We start from the raw sequence: 24,363 nt of genomic DNA, 5'->3' as shown, positions 1-24,363 counted from the left end.
TAAGAGGTGAGAAAAATGGTTAAAAGGGAAAGGCTTATTGAAAAATTTGTAAATTTAGTAAGCATAAGCTCAGTTTCCCGCAATGAAAAAGATTTTAAAGAGTATTTAAAAAAAGAATTTATAAAGCGTGGACTTAATCCTGAGGAAGATAATGCGGGAGAAATTATAGGGGGAAATGCCGGCAATCTTTTTATTCAGATACCCGGAACTGTTGATGCTTCTCCTGTTTTATTTGCTGCTCATATGGATACGGTTAAACCTGGAGAAGGGATAAAAGCAGTTGTCGATGGAGATATTATTCGTAGCCAGGGAGATACTGTTTTAGGGGCAGATGATAAGGCAGCTATTGCGGTTTTGATGGAGGTTTATGATATTTTGAGGGAAGAGAACCTTCTTTATCCTCCTTTAGAATTTTTATTTACGGTTGCCGAAGAAGAAGGGCTTAAAGGAGCTAAAAGTTTCGATTTTACCAGAGTGAAGGCTAAAAAAGCTTATGTGCTTGATGCTGGGGGGAGTCCTGGTTCAATAGTTATAAAATCACCCTGGCATAATGAAATAGAGTACACAGTCTATGGCAAAGCGGCTCATGCCGGAATGGATCCCGAAAACGGAATTAATGCAATCAAGGCGGCAGGGCGGGCTTTAGCTAAAATGCCTTGCGGCAGAATTGATGAAGAAACTACCTGCAATTTCGGGGTGATAGAAGGCGGCAAAGCACGAAATATTGTGGCTGATATTTGCAGGATAAAAGGGGAAGCCCGCAGCCTCAGTAAAGATAAATTGGATAGGCTTACCCATGAACTTAAAGAAATTTTTGTAAGTGAAGCGGAAAAAGAGGGAGCCAGGGCGGAAGTTAAAATAGAATCCCTCTATCCCGGAGTAAATTTGGATAAAGAAAGTGAAGTTGTGAAGATAGCAGAAAAGGCGTGTTTGAAGATAGGATTAAAACCGAACCTTACGGGCACAGGTGGAGGCAGTGATGCCAGTATAATAAATGGCAGCGGTATCCCATGTGTTAATTTAGGTATAGGTATGAGCAAAGTACATACTGCTGAGGAATATATAAAAATTGAGGATTTAATAAAAGATGTAGAGTTGGTTCTGGCTATTATAGAAGAATCTATAAAAGAAAGCGGGAGCTGTGTGTGATAGAGATAAAAAAAGGTCGGATTATAAAAGAAATATTTGATCGGGAAAAGGTCCAGGGTTTTTTAGTTTTGATTGAAGGCAGAGAGGAAAAATGTATAGCTTATCCTGCCTTAACAGGTGAAGTTAAGGCAGGAGATGAAGTTTTAGTTAATACTACCGCTGTTTCATTAAATTTAGGCAGCGGTGGTTATCATTATATAATGGCTAATCTTAACCGGACAGAAAAAGAGTTAAAACCAGGTGGACATATAATGAAGCTGCGTTATACGCCCATGCAGCTTAAGGTTTTAAGTGTAGAAGAAGAAGAAAGTCCCTATCACGAAGCTTTGAAAGAAAAAGACAGTTTGGAAGGAATGCCGGTTTTAGTTGCTAGTCTGCATTCAATGCTGGCACCGCTTTGTCTGCAGCTTGAGAAAGAAGGCTTTAAAACCGCTTATGTTATGACTGATGGAGCGGCTCTTCCTATATATTTCAGCAACACGGTTGATTGGCTGAAAAAAAATAGAATACTTGCTGGAACGGTAACTATTGGCCATGCTTTCGGTGGGGACTTAGAAGCAGTTAATATATATTCCGGACTTTTAGCTGCCCGGGAAGTATTTAAACCGGATGCCATTATTGTAAGCATGGGACCAGGTATAGTAGGAACAGGAACTAAATGGGGGTTTACCGGCATTGAACAGGGGGAAATCCTTAATGCGGTGGAAAACCTTAAAGGTATGCCCTTATGTGTTCCGCGGATAAGTTTTGCAGACGGGAGAGAAAGACATAGGGGGATAAGCCATCACACTTTGACTGTTCTTACCCGGGTGTGTCGGGCAAAAGCCGTACTTCCCATTCCAGTTATGGAAGATGATAAAATTGAATATGTCCTGGAACAGTTAAGAAAAGAAAATCTCCTCGATCGGTATGAAGTTTGTCTAGAAGAAAGTACGGCTATATTGGATATATTGAGACAGAGTGAATTAAAGGTTTCTACTATGGGACGCGGTATTGATGAAGATAAAGAATTTTTCCTGGCCTTAGGAGCTGCTGCCCATGCTGCAGTTAAACTTCTGAAAGGTCAGCCTTTGAGAAGAATAAGGCTAGTTTAAGTTAAGCCTTATGAATTCCTCTAAAGTGATATAAGGTGGATAACCGGAAAAGATGTAGGGCAGATCTTTGATTTTGCCGTAAAATATTAATCCCTTTTTTTGTACGATAATGTTCATTTTCATCACCTCATCCACAGTTTATGCATTTATGGAAAAAATATGCAGGAGGTTTATATGAATTTAGAAGAAAAAACCGTAAAGTCAGAAGAAGTATTTAAAGGAAGAATTGTTGAATTAAAGGTTGATACTGTGCTTTTGCCCGATGGCAGATACAGCACCCGGGAAATAGTTAAACACGATGAAGCAGTAGCCATAGTTGCAATAGATGAAAGAAGAAATATTTATTTAGTCCAGCAGTACCGCAAACCGATAGAAAAAGTTTTACTGGAGATTCCTGCTGGAATAATGAATAAAGGGGAGAAGCCTTTAGCAGCAGCTAAACGTGAACTGGAGGAAGAAACAGGTTTTAAAGCAGAACGATGGGAAAATCTCGGCTTTTTTTACACTGCACCCGGCTTTACAGATGAAAAGATTCATCTTTTTTTGGCTAGGGAGCTCATAGAGGGCAAGGTTAATTTGGATGAGGATGAATTTGTTAAGGTGGAAGTTATGCCCTTTAAAAAGGCTTATGATATGGCTTTAAATGGCGGGATAATAGATGCCAAAACCATAATAGGCATACAGCTTGCTAAGGTTAAACTCGGTTGGAGGGATTAGTCTTTGCGCCAGTTCTTTGGAGATTTACATATACATATAGGAAAGGCAGGAGGAAAGCCGGTTAAGATAACAGCTTCCCGCCAGCTTGATTTAAGAAGAATTTTATTTATAGATGCTGAAAGAAAAGGACTTGATATAATAGGGATCGTCGATGCTGGAAGTCCCCTGGTTACTGCCGAAATAGAAGAAATGATAAAAGACGGAGAATTAATTCCTCATTCTAAAGGGGGATTTATAGCTTCAAATGGAGTAATGCTTATTACCGGCTGCGAAATTGAAACAGCTGAAGGAGCTCATGTTGTATTATATTTGCCCAATTTAGAAAGCCTCTATAATTATCAAAAATACATGCAAAAAAGGGTTACTAATTTAAACCTTTCTACCCAGAAAACGACGGCTACTCTTCCCGAACTTATCAATCTTGCGATACTGCTTGAAGGTTTTATATGTCCGGCTCATGCATTTACCCCTCATAAAGGAATATATGGGATGCTTACCGGTAGTATTGATAAATTTTTAGGAAAAGATGCAGTTCAGATAAAAACAATAGAGCTGGGTTTGAGTGCTGATACTGATATGGCGGATATGCTTAAAGAAGCTTATCGCTTTACTTTTTTATCTAATTCAGATGCACATTCTTCAGCTAATGTAGGAAGGGAATATAATCTGTTTTCCATGCGGGAATTAAGTTTTACTGAACTGAAATTATGTATTGAAGGATATGATGGACGTCGGATTAAGGCTAATTATGGTATGGATCCAAGGCTAGGGAAATATCACCGCAGTTTTTGTTTGGAATGCGGGAGAATTGCTGATTCTCCCCCGCCGGTTTTAAAATGCACTTTTTGCGGCAGTGATTCGAAATTGGTAAAAGGGGTTTTAGACCGGGTATATGAGATAAGGGATTATGAGGAACCTCATCATCCAGTAGGAAGGGCTCCTTATAAATATCGGGTACCTTTAAAAGAACTTCCGGGAATAGGAATAAAAACTATCGAAAAGCTTCTAAAAGTTTATCGCAGCGAAATAGAAATAACCGAGACGGTTCCAGTAGAAGATATTGAGAGAGTTGCAGGGCGAAAGGTCGCCCAAAGTATACAGAAAATGAGAAATGAAGAGCTTACTATTTTGCCAGGAGGCGGAGGGTATTATGGCAAAATCGCCCCTTGTAATAACGACGACTGATGCTAGTGGAGCAAGACAAGCAGCGCGCGAAGGTATGCTGGTTATAATAGTAGATGTAATAGATATGTCAACTACTTTAGAAAGTGCGTTGGACGCTGGAGCTTATGCGGTTTTAGGTGCCAGTCCTGATTTTACCCGGGCTCCAGTGCCGGTTATGCCGGAGAAAATAGGCAGAGAAGCTGGAAGGCTTGCCAGAGAAAAAAACAGGGGGATAATAATAGTCTCCGAACCGCGGGTAGGTTCGGATGAGGAACGTATTACCCGCTGCACCAAGGTTATAAAAGGCATAGAAAGTGAGAAAGGGATTATTGAAGCAGTAATCCCAAATATTGGAGCAGAAACTCCTAAACTTGTAGATATGAAAGACCGGGTGGTGGTAGCAGTTACAGATACGGGAGGGGTAGCTTATGATGCCGCTTTTGTGGAAACGCGCCAGGTTATAACCGGCACCATAGCCCGTACCCTGCATAAGAAAGGTGTGCAGCCTGCTCTTACGGCAGCTAAGCGTGCTATTGAAAAAATGACTGATAAAGAGAGAGGCATAGCTGTGGTTGCAGCCAGCCGAAATTCAATGGAGGATGTTTTGGCTGCTCAGTTCATAACTAATATTTTTCTGGAAAGATATGACATATTGAGGTAGCTTTTTATTGATAAGGAGGTAATATGATATGAAACCTGTATATGTAATTGGACATAAAAACCCAGATATAGATTCAGTTGCCGCTGCAATAAGCTATAAAGTGTATAAGCAGATAACTGATAAAGGTTTATATGTTGCTGCTGCAGCCGGTGAATTAACGGATGATATACTTTGGCTTTTAAAAGAACTTGAATTTGAGCCTCCTTTAGTTTTGGATAATGTTCGCACAACGGTGGAAGATTTGCTGGAAGACAAAGATCCGGTTTATGCTACCATTGACATGAACATAATGGAGCTGGGCAACCTGATGCGCAAGCATAATATAAAGACTTTGCCGGTATTAAATGATGAAAAACAGTTTTTGGGTCTTTTGACTATAGGGGATTTAGCCATGATTTTTTTAGATAATCTTGGTAAAGGGCAGGATATTGAGCAAAGTCCGCGTATTTTGAGGGAAATTTTTGACCGTAAAGTTGCTGATATTATGAAAACGCGTGACTTGGTGCTTTTTGAAAAGGATGAGACAGTAAGTGAAGTTAGAAAACAGATGCTTGCTACCCGCTACCGTAATTATCCGGTGGTTGATGAACAAAACCGCTATCTGGGTATGATCTCTAGACATAATCTTTTAGATATGAAAAGAAAAAGACTGATATTAGTCGACCATAATGAGCGTAAACAGGCGGTGAATGGAATTGAAGAGGCGGAAATCCTAGAAATTGTTGACCATCATCGTATAGGAGATGTAGAAACTATTTCTCCGATTTATTTTCATAATGAGCCGGTAGGTTCTACCTGCACCTTGATTGGTGAAATGTTTTTGGAAAACCGGCTTTTTATAAATACTAATCTGGCAGGACTTATGCTGTCTGGTATTTTATCCGATACCATGATTTTTAAATCTCCTACTACTACGGAGAGAGACCGAAGGGTTGCGCAAAGACTGGCTGAGTTTTCAGGTTTGGATCCTCTAGATTGGGGAAAGAAGATATTTAACAACAGCGACCACTTTGAAAAGGCAAGTGATGAAGACCTTATAAATGAAGATTTAAAAGAATATATGAGCGGCAATACGATTTTTGCTATATCTCAAATTGAGACCGTAGATTTTGCCAAATTCTCCGAGCGCAAGCAAAGCCTTATAAAAACTATGGAAGAAATATGTAGGCGTAGTAATTATGCTTTTATGTGTTTGATGGTTACAGATATTATGGAAGAAGGGACTGAGCTTATTATAAGCGGAGATAAAGCTTTTTTAGTTGAGGAAGCTTTTGGGAATAAAAGACACGATGGCAGCATTTTTTTAAAGGGAGTAATGTCACGTAAGAAGCAGGTGGTTCCGGTGCTTTATGAAGCTCTGCGCAAGGCTAATGCAATATAATAATGTCTGAGGCGGCTGTTTTAAAACAGCTGCTTTTTTGTATTTAGTGATAAATTTTTTAATTACATAATAACAGTTATTATTTTAACTTGAAATAACAAAAATAATGAAATAAAATATTTATAAGCAAAATATATCGAACGAAATATTGACTTAATCTGCCAAAAAAATGTAAATTTTATTTTTTGCAAAGGATAAATGTTTAATTAAAAAATATTTGGGGGGCATATGTGATGTATAAGAAGGGACTTACCATGAGCCAAGCGTTTTACCACACGGTCAACAATTTTCCCAATAGGACGGCTCAGCTTTTCAACTCTGACCTGTATAATGGGGATAATGGGGGAAGGTTTACCTGGAAGGAGATGGCAGAAAGGGTAGAGCTTATAGGATGTGCTCTCTTAAGTTTAGGTCTGGAAAGAAAAGAGCGGGTTGCTATAATGGCTAAGAACAGCCCTTATTGGACGCATACTGATGTAGCGGTAATAAACTGTGGAGGAGTTTTGGTAACTATTTATCCTACCCTTTCTTTGAGTGAGATTTCTTATATTGTTAATGATTCTGAGAGCAGATATCTTTTTGTTGGAGATGAACAAATACTGAACCGGGTGCTTCCGGGACTTAGTGAAATGTCTAAACTTGAAAAGATTATAATTCTTGATTTCAAATACGAATCAAATCATCCTAAAGTCATGAACTTGCAGGAACTTTTGGATTTAGGAAAGAAGAATTGGGAGAAACAGAAAAAAGTTTATGATTCACGCTGGCAGAGCAATGTCTTGGAAGATTGGGCTACTATATTATATACTTCAGGAACTACCGGGCAGGGTAAAGGGGTAATACTTACCCACTGGAGCATGTCTTCGCGTATGGATGGGACCCATGATTATTTTAACGCTAGCGGACATCCGCTTGACGAAAATGATACTGTTCTTTCATTTCTGCCTTTATCCCACATATTTGACCGCGGATGTTCCCAGTGGACTGCTATTTGGCATGGAGCAACCATTGCTTATGCGGACAGTCCTTCCACATTGATGCAGGATCTGAAGAAATACAACCCTACATGGTTTAGTTGTGTTCCCAGGCTTTATGAGAGGATATATATGCAGTTTCAGCAGCAGCTTGATTCTAGTCCGACCAAGAAAAAGCTTTTTGACTGGGCTTTAAAGGTAGGCGAAGAAGCGGTAAAATACCGAATGGACGAATACGGCAGATACAATATGACTTGGGAGTTTGATTTAAAATCAAGGCTTCCTTTCGGTTTGAGATTTAAATATATGCTGGCTGATAAGCTTTTTGCCAAAGTTCGGGAATTGTTTGGAAATAGGTTTAGGTTTGCTTTTTCAGCTAGTGCGGGAATTGCTCCTGATTTGTTGAAATTTTTCTATATAGTGGGGGTTCCGGTTTTGGAAGGTTATGGTCTGAGTGAAACTTGTTCGGCTGTAACTTATAATCCGATGCGCGCTGCTAAGCCTGGTTATGTTGGCCCAGAAGCTAATGGCTCTAAGGTGCGGCTTGCCCCTGATGGAGAAATAGAAGTAAGCGGTGCAGGGTTATTTGCAGGTTATCTTAACAAGCCGGAAGAAACGGCGGAAGCATTTACGGAAGATGGTTGGTTTAAAACTGGTGATATAGCAGTAAAGGATGAAAATGGCTATTATAAGATAGTTGACCGTAAGAAAGCTATAATATGTTTGGCAACCGGTAAAAATGTGGCACCTGCTAAAATTGAAAGCCTTTTTACCACCAGTATTGCAGTGGAACAAATATTTATTATAGGTGATGAACGCAAATACATATCAGCATTAATTGTGCCTAATTTTGCTTATTTTATGGAATTGTTTGAAAAAGAAGGCATCAGCTATGATAAGAGTAAGCTGATTTATTCTGAAGTTGGCGGAACTCAGCTTTGTGTTGAAGTAGGAGAAGATTTTGTAAATCAGCCTTTGCTCAAAGATATGGTTGAACAGGCAGTAAAGGAAGCTAATAAGCAGTTGGAAGAATTTGAATCTATCAAGCAATATACCATAATTAAGCGGCGTTTTACCGAGGAAAATGGCGAGCTTACCCCTACTCAGAAAACAAAAAAACGGGTTGTTTTACAACATTATGCAGATGTTATAGAAGATATGTACGAACGAAAAAAATAAACTGATTAAATGTAGTGCCGCCCGGACTTATAAGTCCGGGCGGCTTTTTTATATGTTTTGATTAAGAGCATAAAGTTGATTTTTATAAAATATTATTTTTAAGAAGCTTCTTTGTTTCAGGAATTATTAAAAGGAGAAGAATATGCGTTTTAAGGAAGTTTTTAAAAATCATATAAAAGATAATCTTTTTAAATACATATTTATAGTAGCTGTTCTAGCCATCGGTATCTTCTTGGGTAATTATAAGTCAACTGCTTTGGAAGGGGGGGTGAGAGGATATTTATTAGAGTTGGTTGATAATTATTTGGATTACAGTTTACATCTCGAGGGAAATGAATTGTTTTTAAAGGCATTTTTAAATCAGGCTGAGATGCTTTTGCTTATATGGTTTTTAGGGCTTACTGTAATAGGTTTTCCTTTGATTTTGGCAGTGGTATTTTTTCGCGGCTTTTCTCTGGGGTTTACTACCGGTTTTTTGATTCATGAGAAGGCCGGTTCAGGTGTGATCATAGCTCTTTTATCGGTTTTGCCGCAAAATCTCGTATATATTCCCCTTTTTATTTTTTGGGCGGTAACTGCTTTTGATTTTTCACTCTACATATTGAAAGGGAATCAAAATCAAGCCATGCCTTTATTCAGAGGAATATTTGTTTATACCTTGCTCCTTTTAGCAGTCTTGTTTTTTCTCGCTTTAGGGGCTCTTATCGAAGCCTATTTAGTTCCCTGGTTTTTAAGTATAGTTTTTTAAGGAGGTGAAAGGAATGATAATTATAATAAGAAACTGGAAGAAAAAAGCTATAAGATTTTTGGCTGTCCTGGTTCTTATAATATCTTTTACCCTGGTGGTACCTTATGTAGCTGGAAGTTTGCAGGATATAATTCCGGTGTGGAATAGTTTTTTTGATGAAGAAGAGCCAAGCGGTAATCCTATGCGGGTAGAAAAAGAAAAGTCAAGCCGTTTTGACCAGATGATAGATTCGTTGGTGTTTGATTTGCAGGAGTTTTATTATGAGGATTAGCAGGATAATATTTATTATTTGTCAAATTTAAAAAGAAAACTTTGGGAGAGAATATATGGAAAGATATAAAGCTGCATTTATTGAATACCTGATTTATGAAAAAGGTTTGTCTTCTAATTCGGTAGAATCCTACCGCCGTGATTTAGACAAGTTTTTTTCTTTTCTCAAACAGAAGGACAAGTTTAAAGAACCAAATGATATAGGAAAGGACGATATTTTAGATTTTTTAGGATGGCAGCTTGAAAAAGGAGCGGCTCATTCTACAGTTGCCCGCAGCCTTTCCTGTATAAAATCTTTTTATAAATTTTTGCAGATGGAAGGCTATGTTGAAAAAAATCCTACGGTTAATCTGGAAACTCCCAGGGTTAAAAGGAAGTTGCCTGATGTTTTAAGTGTTGCTGAAGTGGAAAAGCTTATGCAACAGCCTGATGTCCTGACCCCTATAGGTATAAGAGATCGGGCTATGCTGGAGCTTATGTATGGAACCGGGATAAGGGTGTCAGAGCTTTTATCTCTCAATATTGATGATATTAATATGACAGCTGGATTTTTAAGATGTTTTGGCAAGGGAAGAAAGGAAAGAATAATCCCGGTAAATCAGACTTCACTGGATTGGATAGGCAGGTATCTTTCGAAATCCCGCAATTTTTTGGTAAAAAACCATTTTGAAAGAACTTTGTTTGTAAATGCTAAAGGCAAGAAAATGAGCCGGCAAGGGTTTTTTAAAATTTTGGCTAATTATGCCAAAAAAGCTAATATAAACAAAGAAGTAACGCCGCATACTTTAAGGCATTCTTTTGCTACTCATCTTCTGGAAAATGGGGCTGATTTAAGGGTGGTGCAGGAAATTTTAGGACATGCTGATATATCGACTACCCAAATATACACCCATCTTACCAAAAGCAGGCTTCGGGAAATATACAATGAATGTCATCCCAGGGCTTAGATGTGGAATTAAAGGAGGAAAAAGACATGAAAAAGAGAGTCATAATCATTGTCCTAGACAGTGTGGGAATAGGGGAGATGCCGGATAGCCATGAGTATGGTGACAGGGGAGTAAATACGCTGGTTAATACCGCACGAGCGGTTGGCGGGCTTAGTCTTCCAAACATGGAAGCTATGGGGCTTGGCAATATAGCGGAAATAATGGGGGTTAAGCCCGTAAGGGCAAAAGGGGCTTATGGCATTATTCAGGAAAGGTCAAAAGGAAAAGACACTACAACTGGACACTGGGAAATGATGGGTCTTATAATCGAAGAGCCTTTTCCTACTTATCCCGAGGGATTTCCTCCTGAGATTATAGAAGAATTTGAAAAAAGGATAGGGAAAAAGGTTTTAGGCAATGTTGCCGCTTCTGGAACTGAAATTATAAAACAGTTAGGAAAGGAACACATAAAAACTGGATACCCTATTGTGTATACGTCTGCTGACAGTGTTTTTCAGATTGCTGCTCATGAAGAAGTTATTCCTCTAGAAGAACTTTATAATATGTGCAAGATAGCGCGTTCTATGCTAACCGGAAAGCATCGAGTAGGAAGGGTTATTGCCCGACCTTTTTTAGGAGAACCAGTAAATTTTTACCGAACAGCTAACCGGCATGATTATCCGGTAGAACCGGCTTACAATATTTTAGATGCTGTTTTAGAGCAGGGCAAGGAGACGATTGGCATAGGAAAAATAAAAGATATATTTGCCGGCAGGGGGATAAAGACATCTTATCCGACAAAAAACAATATGGATGGGATGGATAAACTGGTAAATGCTATGGAAAAACATGAGGAAGGGCTTATATTTGTTAATCTGGTTGATTTTGACCAGCTTTACGGGCACCGCAATGATGCTAAAGGCTATGCCAAGGCTTTAGAGGAGTTTGACCTGCGCCTTCCGGAAGTGATTGAACGGATGACGAAGGAAGATATGCTTATAATTACTGCTGACCACGGTTGTGACCCTACTGCTCCGGGGACTGATCACACCAGAGAATATGTTCCTCTATTGGTTTATGGAAAGAGAATAAAGAAGAATGTTGATTTAGGGATTAGAAAGAGTTTGGCTGATGTTGGACAAACTGCAGCAGAGCATTTAGATATAAAGATTGAGGGTTTGGCTGGAGAAAGTTTTTACAGGCTGGTGAGGACTTTATGATGAATTACCAGGATATTATAAAGGCTAAAAGGGATGGAAAGGAGCTTAGTACAGAAGAAATTCGCCTTTTGGTTAAAGGGATAAGCGATGGTTCTATGGCTGATTATCAAATATCTGCCTTTGCTATGGCTGTTTATTTTAAAGGCATGAGTGAAAGGGAGACTAGTGACTTAGCATTAGCTATGGCCGAATCAGGCGAAAAAGTGGACTTATCAGGGGTCAAAGGCAAAACAGTGGATAAACACAGCACCGGTGGAGTAGGGGACAAGACGACCATGGTAGTTATTCCCTTGGTGGCGGCAGCCGGAGTGCCGGTAGCTAAAATGTCGGGGAGAGGTTTAGGACATACCGGCGGTACGATAGATAAATTTGAATCAATTCCAGGGTTTAAAGTAGAGATGAGTCATCATAGATTCATAGAACAGGTAAACCGGATAAAAGCGGCAGTTGTTTCCCAAACTGGCAATTTAGTTCCAGCTGATAAAAAACTTTATGCAATAAGAGATGTAACTGCTACCGTTGAGAGTATTCCGCTTATTGCTTCCAGCGTTATGAGTAAGAAACTGGCAGCTGGGGCTTCAGGAATTGTCCTCGACGTTAAAGTAGGTAAGGGGGCATTTATGAAAAATAAAGAAGAGGCAGTCCAGCTGGCCAAACTAATGGTAAAAATAGGAAGGGGAGCGGGACGGGAGGTAAGAGCACTTATTACTGATATGGAGCAGCCTTTGGGCAATATGGTGGGTAATTCCCTGGAGGTAAGAGAAGCGATAGATACCCTGAAGGGATCAGGACCTAAAGATTTAGAAGAGATTTCTTTGGCTTTAGCTTCCCATATGCTCGTTTTAGGCGGAAAAGCTGAGGATTTTGATAAGGGACTTTTGAAGGCAAAAGAACTCCTTGCAAGCGGAAAAGGGCTTAAGAAATTTATAGAGATAGTTGAAGCTCAAGGAGGAAAGATTGATTTAGCAAAAGAAAATTATGGGCTTAAAATGGCAGATTTTTGTATTGAAGTTAAAGCTGATAAAGGCGGCTATATTTCAGGTATAGATGCTTATGAAATTGGACATGCTGCTATGTGTTTAGGAGCAGGAAGGAGAAAAATAGATGATATAATAGACTATGCGGTAGGAATAGAGCTTAAACGGAAGGTAGGCAACTGGGTAGAAAAAGGGGATAGTTTGGCGGTAATTCATGCTAATTCTGAAGAAAAAGCGGAAGAAGTAAAAGAAAAGATACTTAAGGCTTATAACATAACCAATAATCCGCCTCTTAAGAGCCCCTTGATAATGGCAGTAATTGAATAATTTAAAGATCATTTGTTTTCTCATCCGCATAAGATAGTATTGAAATAATTAAAGAAAGGATGAGAAATATGGCAGTAGTGAATTATACTACCGGCCCTATAAGCAGCAGTAGTGACATAGATCAGATTAGGGTAGAAATACTTAATAACTCATCAAGGAGAAGAACGGCAAGGTTAAGGCTTTATGACCTTTCTTTTGCTCCCAAACGGCTCCTAATTTCTCAAGAGTTGAAGATTACAAGCAGGTCGACAGCGACCATTGATATTCCGGCTGAAGGCTTGGAAAGATGGGAAGTCCAGATAAGTACTAGTTCTACTAGTGTGCGTCCCTGGATAGGAGGCAAAAGCCAGGGTAAGAATATTCCGGGAACGGTAGTGCTTAATGCTGATTTAATGAGGTTTGGATAATAATTTATATTGAACAGTCCGAGTATACCTTTTCTTAATAATAAAAGAAATATAAAGTGCTTTATTAAAAAATTTGGAGTGGTTTTTTTATGGGCTATAGTAATATTATCTTTATACACGGCAGGGAAGCTTTTTTAGTTGATGAGGAGATCAGAAAGCTGGTTAAAGATTTTTCTTTAAATGATGAAGGAGCAGAAATTGAATATTTGGATGCCGAAGCCTTAAATCCCCGTGCACTTTTGGAAAAGCTAGATTTCAGCCCGCTTTTTGCTTTAAAGCGAATGGTGATAATTAAAAACCCTTATTGGCTGGGTAAAGTACGGAAAAAGGCTGAGTTAGAAGAGATTGTGCAGTTGTTGGAAGAGTATGTGAAGCGAGATTATGCAGGACAGATGCTGGTAATAGCCGGATTGGAAAGTGAGGCTTCAAATCCAGTAGCACAATGGCTTAAGAAAAATACCAAGGTCATCAAATGTGAGGTTTTAAGCAAACCTGTTTTGCGGAAATGGATTGAAAGCGAATTTGCCCGGAGAAACAAAAAAGTAAAGCATGAAGCCGTAAATTTGCTTGCAGAAAGCGGGCAGGATATGTATTATATCTTTAATTTGATTGAAAAGCTTTCTCTTATGGAAAATGAGGTTGTGACCGAAGAGGATGTGGCTGGGGAAATTGAGAATAAGGAAGAGATTAAAGTTTTTAAATTTACCGATGCCCTTTTGAAACGCGACCTTAAAGAGGCTTTTGATGCCTATTATAAATTGCGGGAACAAGGTGTAAGCGTGATTTTTATATTATATATGGTGGTTCGTCAGTTTATGGTTTTAGGAAAGGTTAAATTTTATCTTGAAAAAGGTTACAACAAAAAGCAGATTGAAGAGAAAACTGGTATAAAAAATTTTGTTATAAACAGAATGGCGGTTTATGCTAAAAATTACAGTTCAGAGGAACTTAAGTTTTTTTTCAGTCGCTTTTTAGAAATCGATTTAGCTTTAAAAGGCGGCATGGGAACGCAAAATGAAGATATAATTATGGAAACAGTTATAAGCGAAATATGTGGATAAAAATAAAACCTGTCGTATGACAGGCTTATTTTGCTATTTCGTTAAGTTTTTTGGTAAGGCTGGATTTTTTGCGGGCAGCTTTGTTCTTATGAATAATTCCCTTGGAAACGCTCTTGTCAATGAGAGAAATCAAACTAACCAGATTCTCTTTAGCTTTTTCTATGTCATTGGCCTGAAGAGAAGCTAAGTATTTTTTTTCTGCAGTTTTAAGCCTGCTCTTATATGCCTTATTTCTTAAACGATTAGCTTCAGCTTTTCTTGCCCGTTTAGCTGGTGTTTTGCCCTTTGCCAAAATTTCACCTCCTTAAACGTTTACACTAACAGAATTACTATATCATTACTGATTTTAAATTGCAACCGGCTTTCGCTTATTTTTTTGTTCTATACCTGGTTCTCCTGCATAAATTTTTAAAGATCACAGGTGAAACCGGGGTGGACAGGATGAAGAATGCTTATTTGGGTCATTTTATACGTGGGATTTTCTTGCTTGCTGTTTTTTTACTGGTGATGGTTACCGGGGTAAGCGTCGATATAAATAAATGGTTGGAAAAAGACTTTGCACTAAATGGAATCGAAAACCTTATGTTGCCTTTTGCCAAAGTTCATTTAGGCTGCAGAACCGGTTCAATCCTGTTTGCTCAAAACAATTTGGCTCTTTCCGGTGGTGCTAATATTTTAGGAGAAAAAACATATGGCAAAAGTTTTCATGAAGAACTTATGGCAACGACTATTCAAGCTTTGGCTTATACGTCTGATTTTTCTAAGAATGAAGAGCAGGATAAGTTGAAGAACGACCTGGAAACTCCAGTAATAAAAAGGGAGAAGACGAAAACTAAAGAACGCGATATAGTTAAATATGATTTTTCATCTGAATGTAAAGCAGTTTTGTATTGTACTCATACCGCTGAATCATATGTGCCGAGTAGCGGCAAGGCTAGATGTGAAGGGGAAAGAGGGCTTGTCGATGAAGTTGCCAGAACTTTAGCTTTTGAACTTGAAAGGCGGGGACTTAGGACTGAATATATTGATACCATTCATGATTTTCCGGATTACAGTAAAAGCTATGCTAACTCTAGAGAAACAGTAAAAAGAGTGTTAAATACCGAGGATAAGATATTAGCACTTTTTGATATTCATCGTGACAGTATTCCCGGTCTCCCACAAGGTGAAACAGTTGAAATAGGGGGAAAAAAAAGTGCCCGTATTCTTATAATTGTGGGGACAGATGAAAGGAAACCTCATCCCAACTGGCGAAAAAATTTAATTTTTGCCCAAAATATATATAATGAAGGGGAAAGGATGTATCCCGGCCTTATAAAAGGGGTAAGGACCAAAGCAGGTACTTATAACCAGGAATTTCATGAAAAAGCACTTTTATTAGAGTTTGGCAGTGATTATAATACTTTGGAGGAAGTTTTATATGCTGCAGATTTATTTGCTGATGTTTTAATTAATATTTTAAAAAAGGAAGTGTAACGGGTTATGGCAAGAATAGACAGGTTATTCGTGATAATAGTTATAGTTTTACTGGTGGCTATGGGGCTTAATATAAGCAACTATGGAATTAATCAGTTGACTATGGAGGATAGAGGAGCCGTAATCGATGTTGAAGTAGATGAGGGAAAGCTGGTTTTTACTTTCCTGGGGAGTGATTATGCTATAAAAGTTGACAAACAGGAAATTGTATCATCATTAAAAGAGATTATTTATAGAGTTGAAAAACACTTCTATAGGATACGGCACATATTTGAAGTAGTTTTTCTTTATGATATTTGAGATTTAAGGGGCAGTAAGGATAAACCTTCTGTCCTTTTTCCATGGGTCGTTTAAAGATGAGGCTTTTTATCACAATTGAATAGCTGCGACTTATCAGGTATAATTTATAGGATAATTTTGAAGTGTTCACAGCTTGGAGGGTTATAAATTGCAGGAAAGGATAAGGAATTTCAGCATAATTGCCCATATAGACCATGGTAAATCAACTTTGGCCGACAGGCTGCTTGAGTTTACCGGTGCTATAACTGACCGGGAAATGCGGGAGCAGTTTTTGGATAAGATGGATTTAGAAAGGGAAAAAGGTATTACTATAAAGCTGCAGCCGGTTCGCCTTAACTATAAAGCCAAGGATGGTAAGGAATATATATTAAACCTTATCGATACTCCAGGGCATGTTGACTTTTCATATGAAGTTTCCCGAAGCTTGGCTGCCTGTGAGGGAGCCTTGCTGGTAGTTGATGCTTCACAGGGGATAGAGGCGCAGACTTTGGCCAATGTTTATATGGCTATGGATTTAGATCTTACAATAGTAGGTGTTTTGAATAAAATAGATTTGCCTGGAGCCCGTATTGAAGAAGTAAAGGAAGAGATGGAAAATGTCATAGGTCTTGATAAGGATGAAATTTATCCTATTTCTGCAAAACTGGGCATAGGCATTGAAGAGGTTTTGGAAGCGATTGTCAAATATATACCTGCCCCAAAGGGAAGCTCTGCAGAACCCCTTAAGGCTCTAATTTTTGATTCTTATTTTGACCCTTATAAAGGAGCTATTTCTTATATCAGAGTAGTTACAGGGGAAGTAAGAAAAGGTGATGTCATAAGGATGATGTCTACGGGAAAAGAGTTTGAAGTTACCGAAATAGGTGTTTTAAATCCTTATATGACAGAAGTTTCTTCTCTGCAGGCAGGAGAGGTAGGCTATTTAGCGGCAAGCATAAAGAATGTGAGCGATACCAAGGTGGGGGATACTATAACCCGGGCTGACAACCCGGCAGATAAGCCTTTGCCCGGCTATAAAGTGGTAAAGCCGATGGTATATTGCGGGCTTTATCCACTGGAAAATTCTGATTTTGAAAGGCTGAGGGATGCTTTAGATAAGCTTAAACTCAATGATGCATCGCTTTTTTATGAGCCGGAAAGTTCCGATGCCTTAGGTTTTGGTTTTAGGTGCGGTTTTTTGGGACTTTTGCATATGGAAATAATTAAAGAAAGATTGGAACGCGAGTATGACCTGAGTCTTTTAGCTACTGCACCCAGTGTTGTATATAGAGTAGTTCTTACCGATGGTTCAGTGGCAGAAGTGCAAAATCCCAAACACTGGCCGATGCCGCAGAAGATAGATAGGATTTTAGAACCTTTTGTAAAAGCATCTATAATGGTTCCCTCTGAATATGTTGGTGCGGTAATGGAACTGTGCCAGGAAAAAAGAGGTAAATATATAAATATGGAGTATTTATCCCAGCAGAGGATTTTGTTAACCTATAAACTTCCATTAGCTGAAATCTTGTATGACTTTTTTGATTTGTTAAAATCGCGTACCCGGGGTTATGCTTCTTTAGATTATGAAATAAGTGAATATGAAGAGTCAGATCTGGTTAAGCTTGATATTTTACTTAACGGCGAGGTAGTAGATGCTTTGAGTTTTATTGTCCATCGGGATAATGCTTATTATCGCGCCAGGGCAATAGTGCAGAAGCTCAGAAAAATCATTCCCCGTCAGCTTTATGAAGTAGTTATTCAGGCGGCAATAGGAAGCAAGGTGATCGCCCGTGAAACAGTAAAGCCTTTGCGCAAAGACGTTTTAGCCAAATGCTATGGCGGGGATATAACCCGTAAGAAAAAGCTTTTAGAAAAGCAAAAGGAAGGTAAAAAGCGGATGAAGCAGATAGGACATGTGGAGGTTCCAAAGGATGCTTTTATGACTGTTTTGAATATTGAAAATGAATAGTTTTCAGCCGGGGTGTTATAAAGTGGAGGATAAAGCTAGAAAAATCGGCATTTATGTTCATATACCTTTTTGTCTGCGCAAATGCAGCTACTGTGATTTTTATTCTCTGGGCAGCTTTGAAAACGGGCTTTTAGAGCAGTATGTCAAGGCTCTGATAAAGGAAATTGAAGAGATTGAGCTTAAAGAAGACGCTATTTTTCCTACTGTTTATATAGGGGGAGGAACCCCTTCTCTTTTATCCGGTTCACAGATGGAGCTTTTGCTTAAAACCTTGAACCGCAAGTTTAATCTAAGAAAAGATACAGAAATAACTGTTGAGGCTAATCCTGCTACCCTGCCTGAAAGCAGGATTAGTCATTTTTATAATGCAGGGGTAAACCGTTTTTCTCTGGGGGTTCAAAGCTTTGATAATTTTGAACTTGAGGTTTTGGGGAGAACGCATACGGTAAAAGAAGTTTTTGAAACGGTAGATGCTCTTCATCGTTCAGGGATTAAGAATTTCAATCTCGATATCATTTACGGCATTCCAGATCAGACTGTGAAAAAATGGGAAAATAATATTAAAAAGGCGATAGAATGTAATCCATCCCATATTTCAATGTATCTGCTTCAGTTAGATGAATCTACTCCCCTAGCTAAACGGATTACGGAAGGAAAGTTTACTTTGCCGGATGAGGAAATGGTATCTGATTTTTATTATATAGGAACAGAATATTTAGAAAATAGTGGGTTTGAACACTATGAACTTTCTAATTTTTGTCGACCAGGTTTTGTTTGCAGACATAATATGATTTACTGGCATGCTGAAGAATATATAGGCTTAGGTGCTGGTGCTGTAAGTTATCTTGAAGGTCGCCGTTTTGTCAACATTGCTTCAGTTTATGAATATATCAGAAGATTAGAAAAGGGATTAAAGCCTTTGCAAGAAGAGCTTGAGTTTATGAATACTTCTGAAATGTTGGCAGCTGATGCGATTATATTAGGTTTAAGACTCTGCAGGGGAATTAACCTTTTAGAGTTTAAAATGCGTTTTGGAATAGACATCGAAAAAAAATATAAAACTATAATTGAAAAATATGAGAAAGAAAAACTGCTTGAAATAAAGAATGGGTATATATATTTGACTAAAAAAGGTTATTTTATTTCCAATGATATATTATGCAGATTTATAGTTTAAGCTGTGCTTGACAAAGAAATTTGCAGGTGCTATTTTTTTAGTAAATACTGATTAGCACTCAACTAATGAGAGTGCTAATAGAGGTGATCAGTATGACTTTAGATGCCAGAAAAAAGCTCATTTTAGAATCTATCATAAAGGATTATGTAGAAACTGCCGAACCGGTAGGTTCAAGGACGGTTGTAAAGAAACATGCACTTAACATAAGCCCAGCTACAGTTCGCAATGAGATGGCCGATTTAGAAGAAATGGGATATTTGGAGCAGCCTTATACTTCGGCAGGGCGTATTCCATCCCAGATGGGATACCGCTATTATGTGGACTGCATGATGGAAAAAGAGGCTTTATCTGATAAGGAAATTGAGATTTTGCAAAAAATATTACAGGATAATATACATGAGTGGAATGAGGTAATAGAAAAAGTCAGTTATTTTTTAGCTCAAGTCACCAGTTATGCTTCATTTGTTATTTTTCCTTCGGTTTCACTGAGCCATTTTAAATATCTTCAGATTTTGCCTATAGAGGAAAACAAGGCTTTGGTTATTGCAGTTACTGACAGCGGTCTTATTATGCACCGCAAGATAGATGTTCCGGAATCAGTTACTCCGGGAGATTTAGAAACTATTGGTAAAGCTATGAATAAGGTTTTTAGTGGCAGAAGGCTTAATGATATAAGCCGAAGTGACCTTAGGATGATTAGGGACAGTCTTAGACGAAGAAAAAAATTTATTGATAAGGTTTTAGACGCGGTAGAGTATATTCTTACCACTTCAGAGGAAGAAAGGTTAGTGATAAGTGGTACCCTTAATATATTGAATGAGCCTGAATTTAAGGATTTGGAAAAACTCAAGAAGATACTGGCCTTATTAGATGAAGGGGTTTTGTTTAAGAGTATTGTTCCCGAAGATGTAACGGATGAAGTGGAAATACGCATAGGAACTGAAAACAAGATTGAAGGGGTGAAGGAGATCAGTTTGGTAGTTTCAGGATATAATACACTGGGACAGAGAGGGAAGATAGGGGTAATAGGACCTATACGAATGGAATACTGGAAGGCTGCAGGTACAGTCGAGACAGTAGGAAAAATCTTAGAGGAAATATTAAAAGAACGTTTCTAGAATTCGGAGGTATAGATGGGTGAAAATTTTTTATCTTCTAATCAGCAGGTAGATGATAAATTTCAAACCCTTTTGAATAATGCCAACGCGGCCCGGGCTATTTCTCGGGTTGTGGAAGGCACTATCGGACCTAAAGGGCTTGACATAATGATGGTAGACCGTTTTGGAGATGTAGTTATAAGCAATGACGGAGTTACTATTTTAAAGTTTATGGAAGTAAGTCATCCTGCTGCTCGGATGATTATAAATACTGCCCGGGCCCAGCAATCAGAGGTGGGGGACGGGACTACTACCACCACTATTATAGCAGGCAGTCTGGTAGCAGAAGGTTGCAGTTGTGTTTTAAAGGGAGTACCCGTTACTAAGGTCATTGAAGGGATAAATTACGGGATCGATAAAACCCTGGAGCTTATCCAAAGTCAGACGATAAAAATAGAAGATTTAGATGATAAACTGCTTTTTAATGTAGCTAAAGTTGCGGGAAGAGGACAGGAAGATATAGCCAAACTGGTTTTAAAAGGAGCTAAATTAGCAGGAATAGAAAAGCTCAAGGAAAGAGATTATAAGTTAGCGGATACAGTTTTAGCCTGTGAACTGGCAGAACATCAGGTTTTCAGGGGAGTAGTTATAAACAGAGAACCGGTAAATGAAGAAATGCCTGATAAAATAGAAAATGCAAGGATTTTGGTAATTGATGATGCTCTGCAACCGGTTGATGCGGAACACGAAGTCTTGAAAACCGAAGCAGGTTTCAGCTACTATCTTAAAGCCAGAGAAGATTATGAAAGAAACCTTAATAAAATTTGTGATGCCGGGATAAATGTGATAGTGGTTGAAAGTTCGGTTGATGATATTGCTGAACAGGTATTTGCGGAAAGAGAAGTCCTGGTTTTAAGCCGGGTTTCTTCCCGGGAGATTGATAGGCTGTGCCGCCATACAGGGGCAAAAAAAGTAAAAAGAACTATTCTTAAAAAAGATATTCAGGTTATAGATTCTTATACAGGGACTGCCTGCCTGGTAAAAGTAGATGATAAGCTTAAAAAAACCTGCTTTTATGGTGGTGGAGGAGAAAACCAGGCGACCATAATTATCGGAGCTTCTACCGAAGAAGTGGCAGAGGAAAAGGAAAGGATTGCTAAAGATGCTGCTGCTTCATTGCAGGCAGCATTAAAAGGAGGAGTTGTTCCTGGAGGGGGAGCCCTGGAAGTCTGGCTGGCGACTCAGTTGGAGGAGCTGGCGCGCAACCTCGATGGAATGATTTCGTTTGGAGTTCTTTGCCTGAAAGAGGCTTTGCTTAAGCCGTTTTACTGTTTGGCTACCAATGCTGGATTTAATCCTTTGGAAAAGCTAGGAGATGTAGGTTTTGCCCAGCGTCAGAAGAAGGTTTCTTCCATTACTTTTGACAGCGACAGTGGACATTTGATTGATGCTTTAAAAAGCGGAATAGTAGATCCTGCCCCTGTAAAAATACATGCTGTTAAGGCTGCTGGGGAAGTGGCGGTAGCTATTTTGCGTATAAATACGCTGATAAAGATGAAAGATGATGCTTTAAATCAGGATGCTTTTGAAAAAAGTTGATAAGAGGTGAAGTTTTTTATGTCTGACAAGGATTTTAAAGAAGAAAAAATAAGCGAAGAAGAGGAAATCAAGGCAGCAGAAGATACAGAAATTATGGAAGAAATTACAACAGGGGAAGCTGATGCAGGTGAAATTGATGAACTCACCAGGCTTAGAAATGAACTGGAGGCTAAGGAAGCTGAGGCTAAAAAAAATCATGAAATGTATTTAAGGGCTTTGGCAGAACTTGAAAATTTCAGGAAAAGAGCTGCCCGGGAAAGGGAAGAATACATAAAATATGCCTCCCTTCCCCTTATAAAAAAGTTTTTATCGGTAGTTGACGACTTAGAAAGGGCTTTGGAGTCTTCTGAAGATAATGAGGACTACCAAAGCCTTAAAAAAGGTTTGGAGATGATTTTGAAAAAGATGCATGAAATTATGCAGACAGAAGGGGTAGAGCCGATTGAGGCTTTAGGCAAGCCTTTTAATCCGGAGTATCATCAGCCCCTTTCCGTAGAAGAAAGCAGTGAACACCCTGCAGATACAGTTATTGCTGAATTGCAAAAAGGCTATCTGATGCATGGGCGGGTTATAAGACCTAGCCTGGTTAAAGTAAGCAGCTGAGAAAATAATCAACTATTTATATTTTTTGGAGGTGTTTTTGATGGGCAAAGTTGTTGGTATTGACCTGGGAACTACCAATTCATGTGTAGCAGTTATGGAAGGAAATGAGGTAACAGTTATACCTAATGCTGAAGGGGAAAGAATTACTCCTTCAGTAGTAGGTTTTTCTAAATCAGGTGAAAGACTGGTAGGAAGAATAGCGAAAAGACAGGCAATTACTAATCCTGAACGAACGGTTATTTCTATCAAGCGTAAAATGGGAACTGATTATAAAGTGGAAATCGATGAAAAAAAATATACTCCCCAAGAGATATCTGCCATGATTTTACAAAAGCTTAAGGCAGATGCCGAAAGCTATTTAGGGGAAAAGATAACCCAAGCAGTAATAACGGTTCCGGCTTACTTTACAGATGCTCAGCGACAGGCTACTAAAGATGCGGGTAAAATTGCCGGGCTTGAAGTTCTGCGCATAATAAATGAGCCTACAGCGGCTGCTTTAGCTTATGGACTTGATAAAGAAGAAAATCAAACTATACTTGTTTTTGACTTGGGCGGAGGAACCTTTGACGTATCTATTCTGGAAATAGGGGATGGGGTTTTTGAAGTAAAAGCCACCAGCGGTAACAACTATTTAGGTGGAGATGATTTTGATGAAAGAATTATAAATTGGCTTATTGAAGAATTCAAGAAAGAAAATGGAATTGACCTGCGCAATGATAAGATGGCTATGCACCGTTTGAAAGAAGCAGCGGAAAAAGCTAAGCATGAGCTTTCTGGGGTTTTAACTACTGAAATTAATATTCCGTATATTACTGCTACTTCAGAGGGCCCCTTACACCTGGAGAGGACTTTAACCCGGGCAAAATTTAATGAACTTACGGCTGATCTGGTAGAAAAGACTATGGGACCAACCCGTCAGGCTTTAAAAGATGCAGGGCTAAAGCCTGAAGATATAGATAAAGTTATTTTGGTAGGAGGGTCTACCCGTATCCCTGCAGTGCAGGAAGCGATTAAAAACTTCATCGGCAAAGAGCCTTTTAAAGGTATTAACCCTGATGAAGTAGTAGCAATAGGAGCAGCTATTCAGGCTGCAGTACTGGCAGGAGAAGTTAAAGATGTGGTTCTTTTAGATGTTACTCCGCTTTCTTTAGGTATTGAAACTTTAGGAGGCGTGTTTACCAAGATTATTGAAAGAAATACTACGATTCCTACCTCTAAAAGCCAGATATTTACTACTGCAGCTGATAACCAGACCTCAGTAGAGATCCATGTACTACAGGGTGAAAGAAAGATGGCAGCTGATAATGTAACCTTAGGAAGGTTTAACCTTACGGGAATTCCTCCTGCCCCGAGGGGAGTTCCACAGATTGAAGTTACCTTTGACATAGATGTAAACGGCATAGTCCATGTATCGGCAAAAGATCTAGCAACCAACAAAGAACAAAAGATTACCATAACATCTTCCAGCGGATTGAGCCAGGAAGAAATTGAACGAATGATAAAAGATGCGGAAAAATATGCTAAAGAAGACGAAGAGCGTCTGCGCAAAATTGAAGCTAAAAACCAGGCTGACAGCATGATTTACCAGGCAGATAAGACCTTGAAAGAACACGGCGAAAATATGGATGCTGATACTAAGAACAGGATTGAAAAGGCAAAAGCTGATTTAGAAGCAGTTATAAATGGGGATAATATTGATGAAATAAAGGCCAAGACGGATGCTTTGATGCAGGCTATTTTTGAATGGAGTTCAAAGATGTATCAGGATGCTGCTGGTAGCAGTGCAGGAAGTGAAGATGGAGTTTATGATGCTGACTACGAAGTAAAAGATGATAAATAAAGCTTTAAAAAAGCAAATTAATGCCCGGAAAGCTTTAAGGCTTTCCGGGTTTTGCCCTGTTTTTATTT

The 24,363-nt window shown here is 38.8% G+C and carries 23 protein-coding genes; 22 read left to right on the top strand and 1 reads right to left on the bottom strand.

Annotation, left to right across the window (positions count from 1 at the left end):
* Positions 1 to 15 precede the first annotated feature (15 nt).
* The 14 genes from H0Z36_RS06425 to holA all read left to right on the top strand — a co-directional run bounded on the left by H0Z36_RS06425 (position 16) and on the right by holA (position 14,255).
* The gene (locus H0Z36_RS06425; RefSeq protein ID WP_296864611.1) at positions 16 to 1,149 is read left to right on the top strand and encodes a M20/M25/M40 family metallo-hydrolase; all 1,134 of its coding nucleotides are present in this window, start codon (positions 16 to 18) and stop codon (positions 1,147 to 1,149) included.
* Positions 1,146 to 2,243: a DUF3866 family protein gene (locus H0Z36_RS06420; protein ID WP_296864609.1), complete on the top strand. Its 1,098-nt coding sequence runs from the start codon at positions 1,146 to 1,148 to the stop codon at positions 2,241 to 2,243. Before H0Z36_RS06425 ends, H0Z36_RS06420 begins: the two co-directional genes overlap by 4 nt.
* A 174-nt stretch (positions 2,244 to 2,417) precedes the next feature.
* Positions 2,418 to 2,960, top strand: a complete 543-nt coding sequence (locus H0Z36_RS06415; protein ID WP_296864607.1) for an NUDIX hydrolase — start codon at positions 2,418 to 2,420, stop codon at positions 2,958 to 2,960.
* 3 nt (positions 2,961 to 2,963) lie between these two features.
* Positions 2,964 to 4,145, top strand: coding sequence for an endonuclease Q family protein (locus H0Z36_RS06410; RefSeq protein ID WP_296864605.1), 1,182 nt, complete (start codon positions 2,964 to 2,966; stop codon positions 4,143 to 4,145).
* The gene (locus tag H0Z36_RS06405; RefSeq protein ID WP_296864602.1) at positions 4,111 to 4,785 is read left to right on the top strand and encodes a hypothetical protein; all 675 of its coding nucleotides are present in this window, start codon (positions 4,111 to 4,113) and stop codon (positions 4,783 to 4,785) included. The genes H0Z36_RS06410 and H0Z36_RS06405 overlap by 35 nt, the downstream gene beginning before the upstream one ends.
* A gap of 28 nt (positions 4,786 to 4,813) precedes the next feature.
* A complete protein-coding gene (locus tag H0Z36_RS06400) occupies positions 4,814 to 6,166 on the top strand; it encodes a putative manganese-dependent inorganic diphosphatase (protein WP_296864600.1) in 1,353 nt (450 codons plus the stop codon).
* 233 nt (positions 6,167 to 6,399) lie between these two features.
* Positions 6,400 to 8,319: a long-chain fatty acid--CoA ligase gene (locus H0Z36_RS06395; protein ID WP_296864837.1), complete on the top strand. Its 1,920-nt coding sequence runs from the start codon at positions 6,400 to 6,402 to the stop codon at positions 8,317 to 8,319.
* Between the two features lie 142 nt (positions 8,320 to 8,461).
* Complete coding sequence (gene spoIIM, locus H0Z36_RS06390) at positions 8,462 to 9,067, top strand: stage II sporulation protein M (RefSeq protein WP_296864598.1); 606 nt, start codon at positions 8,462 to 8,464, stop codon at positions 9,065 to 9,067.
* A gap of 13 nt (positions 9,068 to 9,080) precedes the next feature.
* The gene (locus H0Z36_RS06385) at positions 9,081 to 9,338 is read left to right on the top strand and encodes a hypothetical protein (protein WP_296864596.1); all 258 of its coding nucleotides are present in this window, start codon (positions 9,081 to 9,083) and stop codon (positions 9,336 to 9,338) included.
* 55 nt (positions 9,339 to 9,393) lie between these two features.
* On the top strand, positions 9,394 to 10,284 hold the full coding sequence (xerD, locus tag H0Z36_RS06380; RefSeq protein ID WP_296864594.1) for a site-specific tyrosine recombinase XerD: 891 nt from the start codon (positions 9,394 to 9,396) through the stop codon (positions 10,282 to 10,284).
* A 26-nt stretch (positions 10,285 to 10,310) separates the two neighbouring features.
* Positions 10,311 to 11,483, top strand: a complete 1,173-nt coding sequence (locus H0Z36_RS06375; RefSeq protein ID WP_296864592.1) for a phosphopentomutase — start codon at positions 10,311 to 10,313, stop codon at positions 11,481 to 11,483.
* The gene (locus H0Z36_RS06370; protein WP_366508873.1) at positions 11,480 to 12,787 is read left to right on the top strand and encodes a pyrimidine-nucleoside phosphorylase; all 1,308 of its coding nucleotides are present in this window, start codon (positions 11,480 to 11,482) and stop codon (positions 12,785 to 12,787) included. Before H0Z36_RS06375 ends, H0Z36_RS06370 begins: the two co-directional genes overlap by 4 nt.
* Positions 12,788 to 12,855: 68 nt before the next feature.
* Positions 12,856 to 13,194, top strand: a complete 339-nt coding sequence (locus H0Z36_RS06365) for a hypothetical protein (RefSeq protein ID WP_296864590.1) — start codon at positions 12,856 to 12,858, stop codon at positions 13,192 to 13,194.
* Between the two features lie 89 nt (positions 13,195 to 13,283).
* The gene (holA, locus tag H0Z36_RS06360; protein WP_296864588.1) at positions 13,284 to 14,255 is read left to right on the top strand and encodes a DNA polymerase III subunit delta; all 972 of its coding nucleotides are present in this window, start codon (positions 13,284 to 13,286) and stop codon (positions 14,253 to 14,255) included.
* A 25-nt stretch (positions 14,256 to 14,280) separates the two neighbouring features.
* Here holA and rpsT read toward each other — a convergent pair whose 3' ends face one another.
* On the bottom strand, positions 14,281 to 14,547 hold the full coding sequence (rpsT, locus tag H0Z36_RS06355) for a 30S ribosomal protein S20 (protein ID WP_296864586.1): 267 nt from the start codon (positions 14,545 to 14,547) through the stop codon (positions 14,281 to 14,283).
* Between the two features lie 149 nt (positions 14,548 to 14,696).
* Here rpsT and H0Z36_RS06350 point away from each other — a divergent pair, with 149 nt between their 5' ends.
* From H0Z36_RS06350 to dnaK, 8 genes are all read left to right on the top strand, one after another.
* The gene (locus tag H0Z36_RS06350) at positions 14,697 to 15,731 is read left to right on the top strand and encodes a stage II sporulation protein P (protein ID WP_296864584.1); all 1,035 of its coding nucleotides are present in this window, start codon (positions 14,697 to 14,699) and stop codon (positions 15,729 to 15,731) included.
* Positions 15,732 to 15,737: 6 nt separating this feature from the next.
* The gene (locus H0Z36_RS06345) at positions 15,738 to 16,031 is read left to right on the top strand and encodes a hypothetical protein (protein ID WP_296864582.1); all 294 of its coding nucleotides are present in this window, start codon (positions 15,738 to 15,740) and stop codon (positions 16,029 to 16,031) included.
* 148 nt (positions 16,032 to 16,179) lie between these two features.
* The gene (lepA, locus tag H0Z36_RS06340) at positions 16,180 to 17,979 is read left to right on the top strand and encodes a translation elongation factor 4 (protein WP_296864580.1); all 1,800 of its coding nucleotides are present in this window, start codon (positions 16,180 to 16,182) and stop codon (positions 17,977 to 17,979) included.
* Positions 17,980 to 18,001: 22 nt separating this feature from the next.
* The gene (gene hemW, locus H0Z36_RS06335) at positions 18,002 to 19,156 is read left to right on the top strand and encodes a radical SAM family heme chaperone HemW (protein ID WP_296864577.1); all 1,155 of its coding nucleotides are present in this window, start codon (positions 18,002 to 18,004) and stop codon (positions 19,154 to 19,156) included.
* Positions 19,157 to 19,248: 92 nt separating this feature from the next.
* Positions 19,249 to 20,274, top strand: a complete 1,026-nt coding sequence (hrcA, locus tag H0Z36_RS06330) for a heat-inducible transcriptional repressor HrcA (protein ID WP_296864575.1) — start codon at positions 19,249 to 19,251, stop codon at positions 20,272 to 20,274.
* Positions 20,275 to 20,289: 15 nt separating this feature from the next.
* Entirely contained in the window at positions 20,290 to 21,852 is a 1,563-nt protein-coding gene (locus tag H0Z36_RS06325) for a TCP-1/cpn60 chaperonin family protein (protein WP_296864573.1), read from the top strand.
* An 18-nt stretch (positions 21,853 to 21,870) separates the two neighbouring features.
* Positions 21,871 to 22,455, top strand: a complete 585-nt coding sequence (gene grpE / locus H0Z36_RS06320; RefSeq protein WP_296864570.1) for a nucleotide exchange factor GrpE — start codon at positions 21,871 to 21,873, stop codon at positions 22,453 to 22,455.
* A gap of 40 nt (positions 22,456 to 22,495) precedes the next feature.
* Complete coding sequence (gene dnaK, locus H0Z36_RS06315) at positions 22,496 to 24,295, top strand: molecular chaperone DnaK (RefSeq protein WP_296864568.1); 1,800 nt, start codon at positions 22,496 to 22,498, stop codon at positions 24,293 to 24,295.
* The last annotated feature ends 68 nt before the right edge of the window (positions 24,296 to 24,363 follow it).

The sequence above is a fragment of the Thermosyntropha sp. genome, assembly GCF_017656155.1.
Lineage (GTDB): Bacteria > Bacillota > Syntrophomonadia > Syntrophomonadales > Syntrophomonadaceae > Thermosyntropha.
Note: the sequence above shows the minus strand (reverse complement) of the source record. Positions and strands in the feature narration are given on the sequence as shown.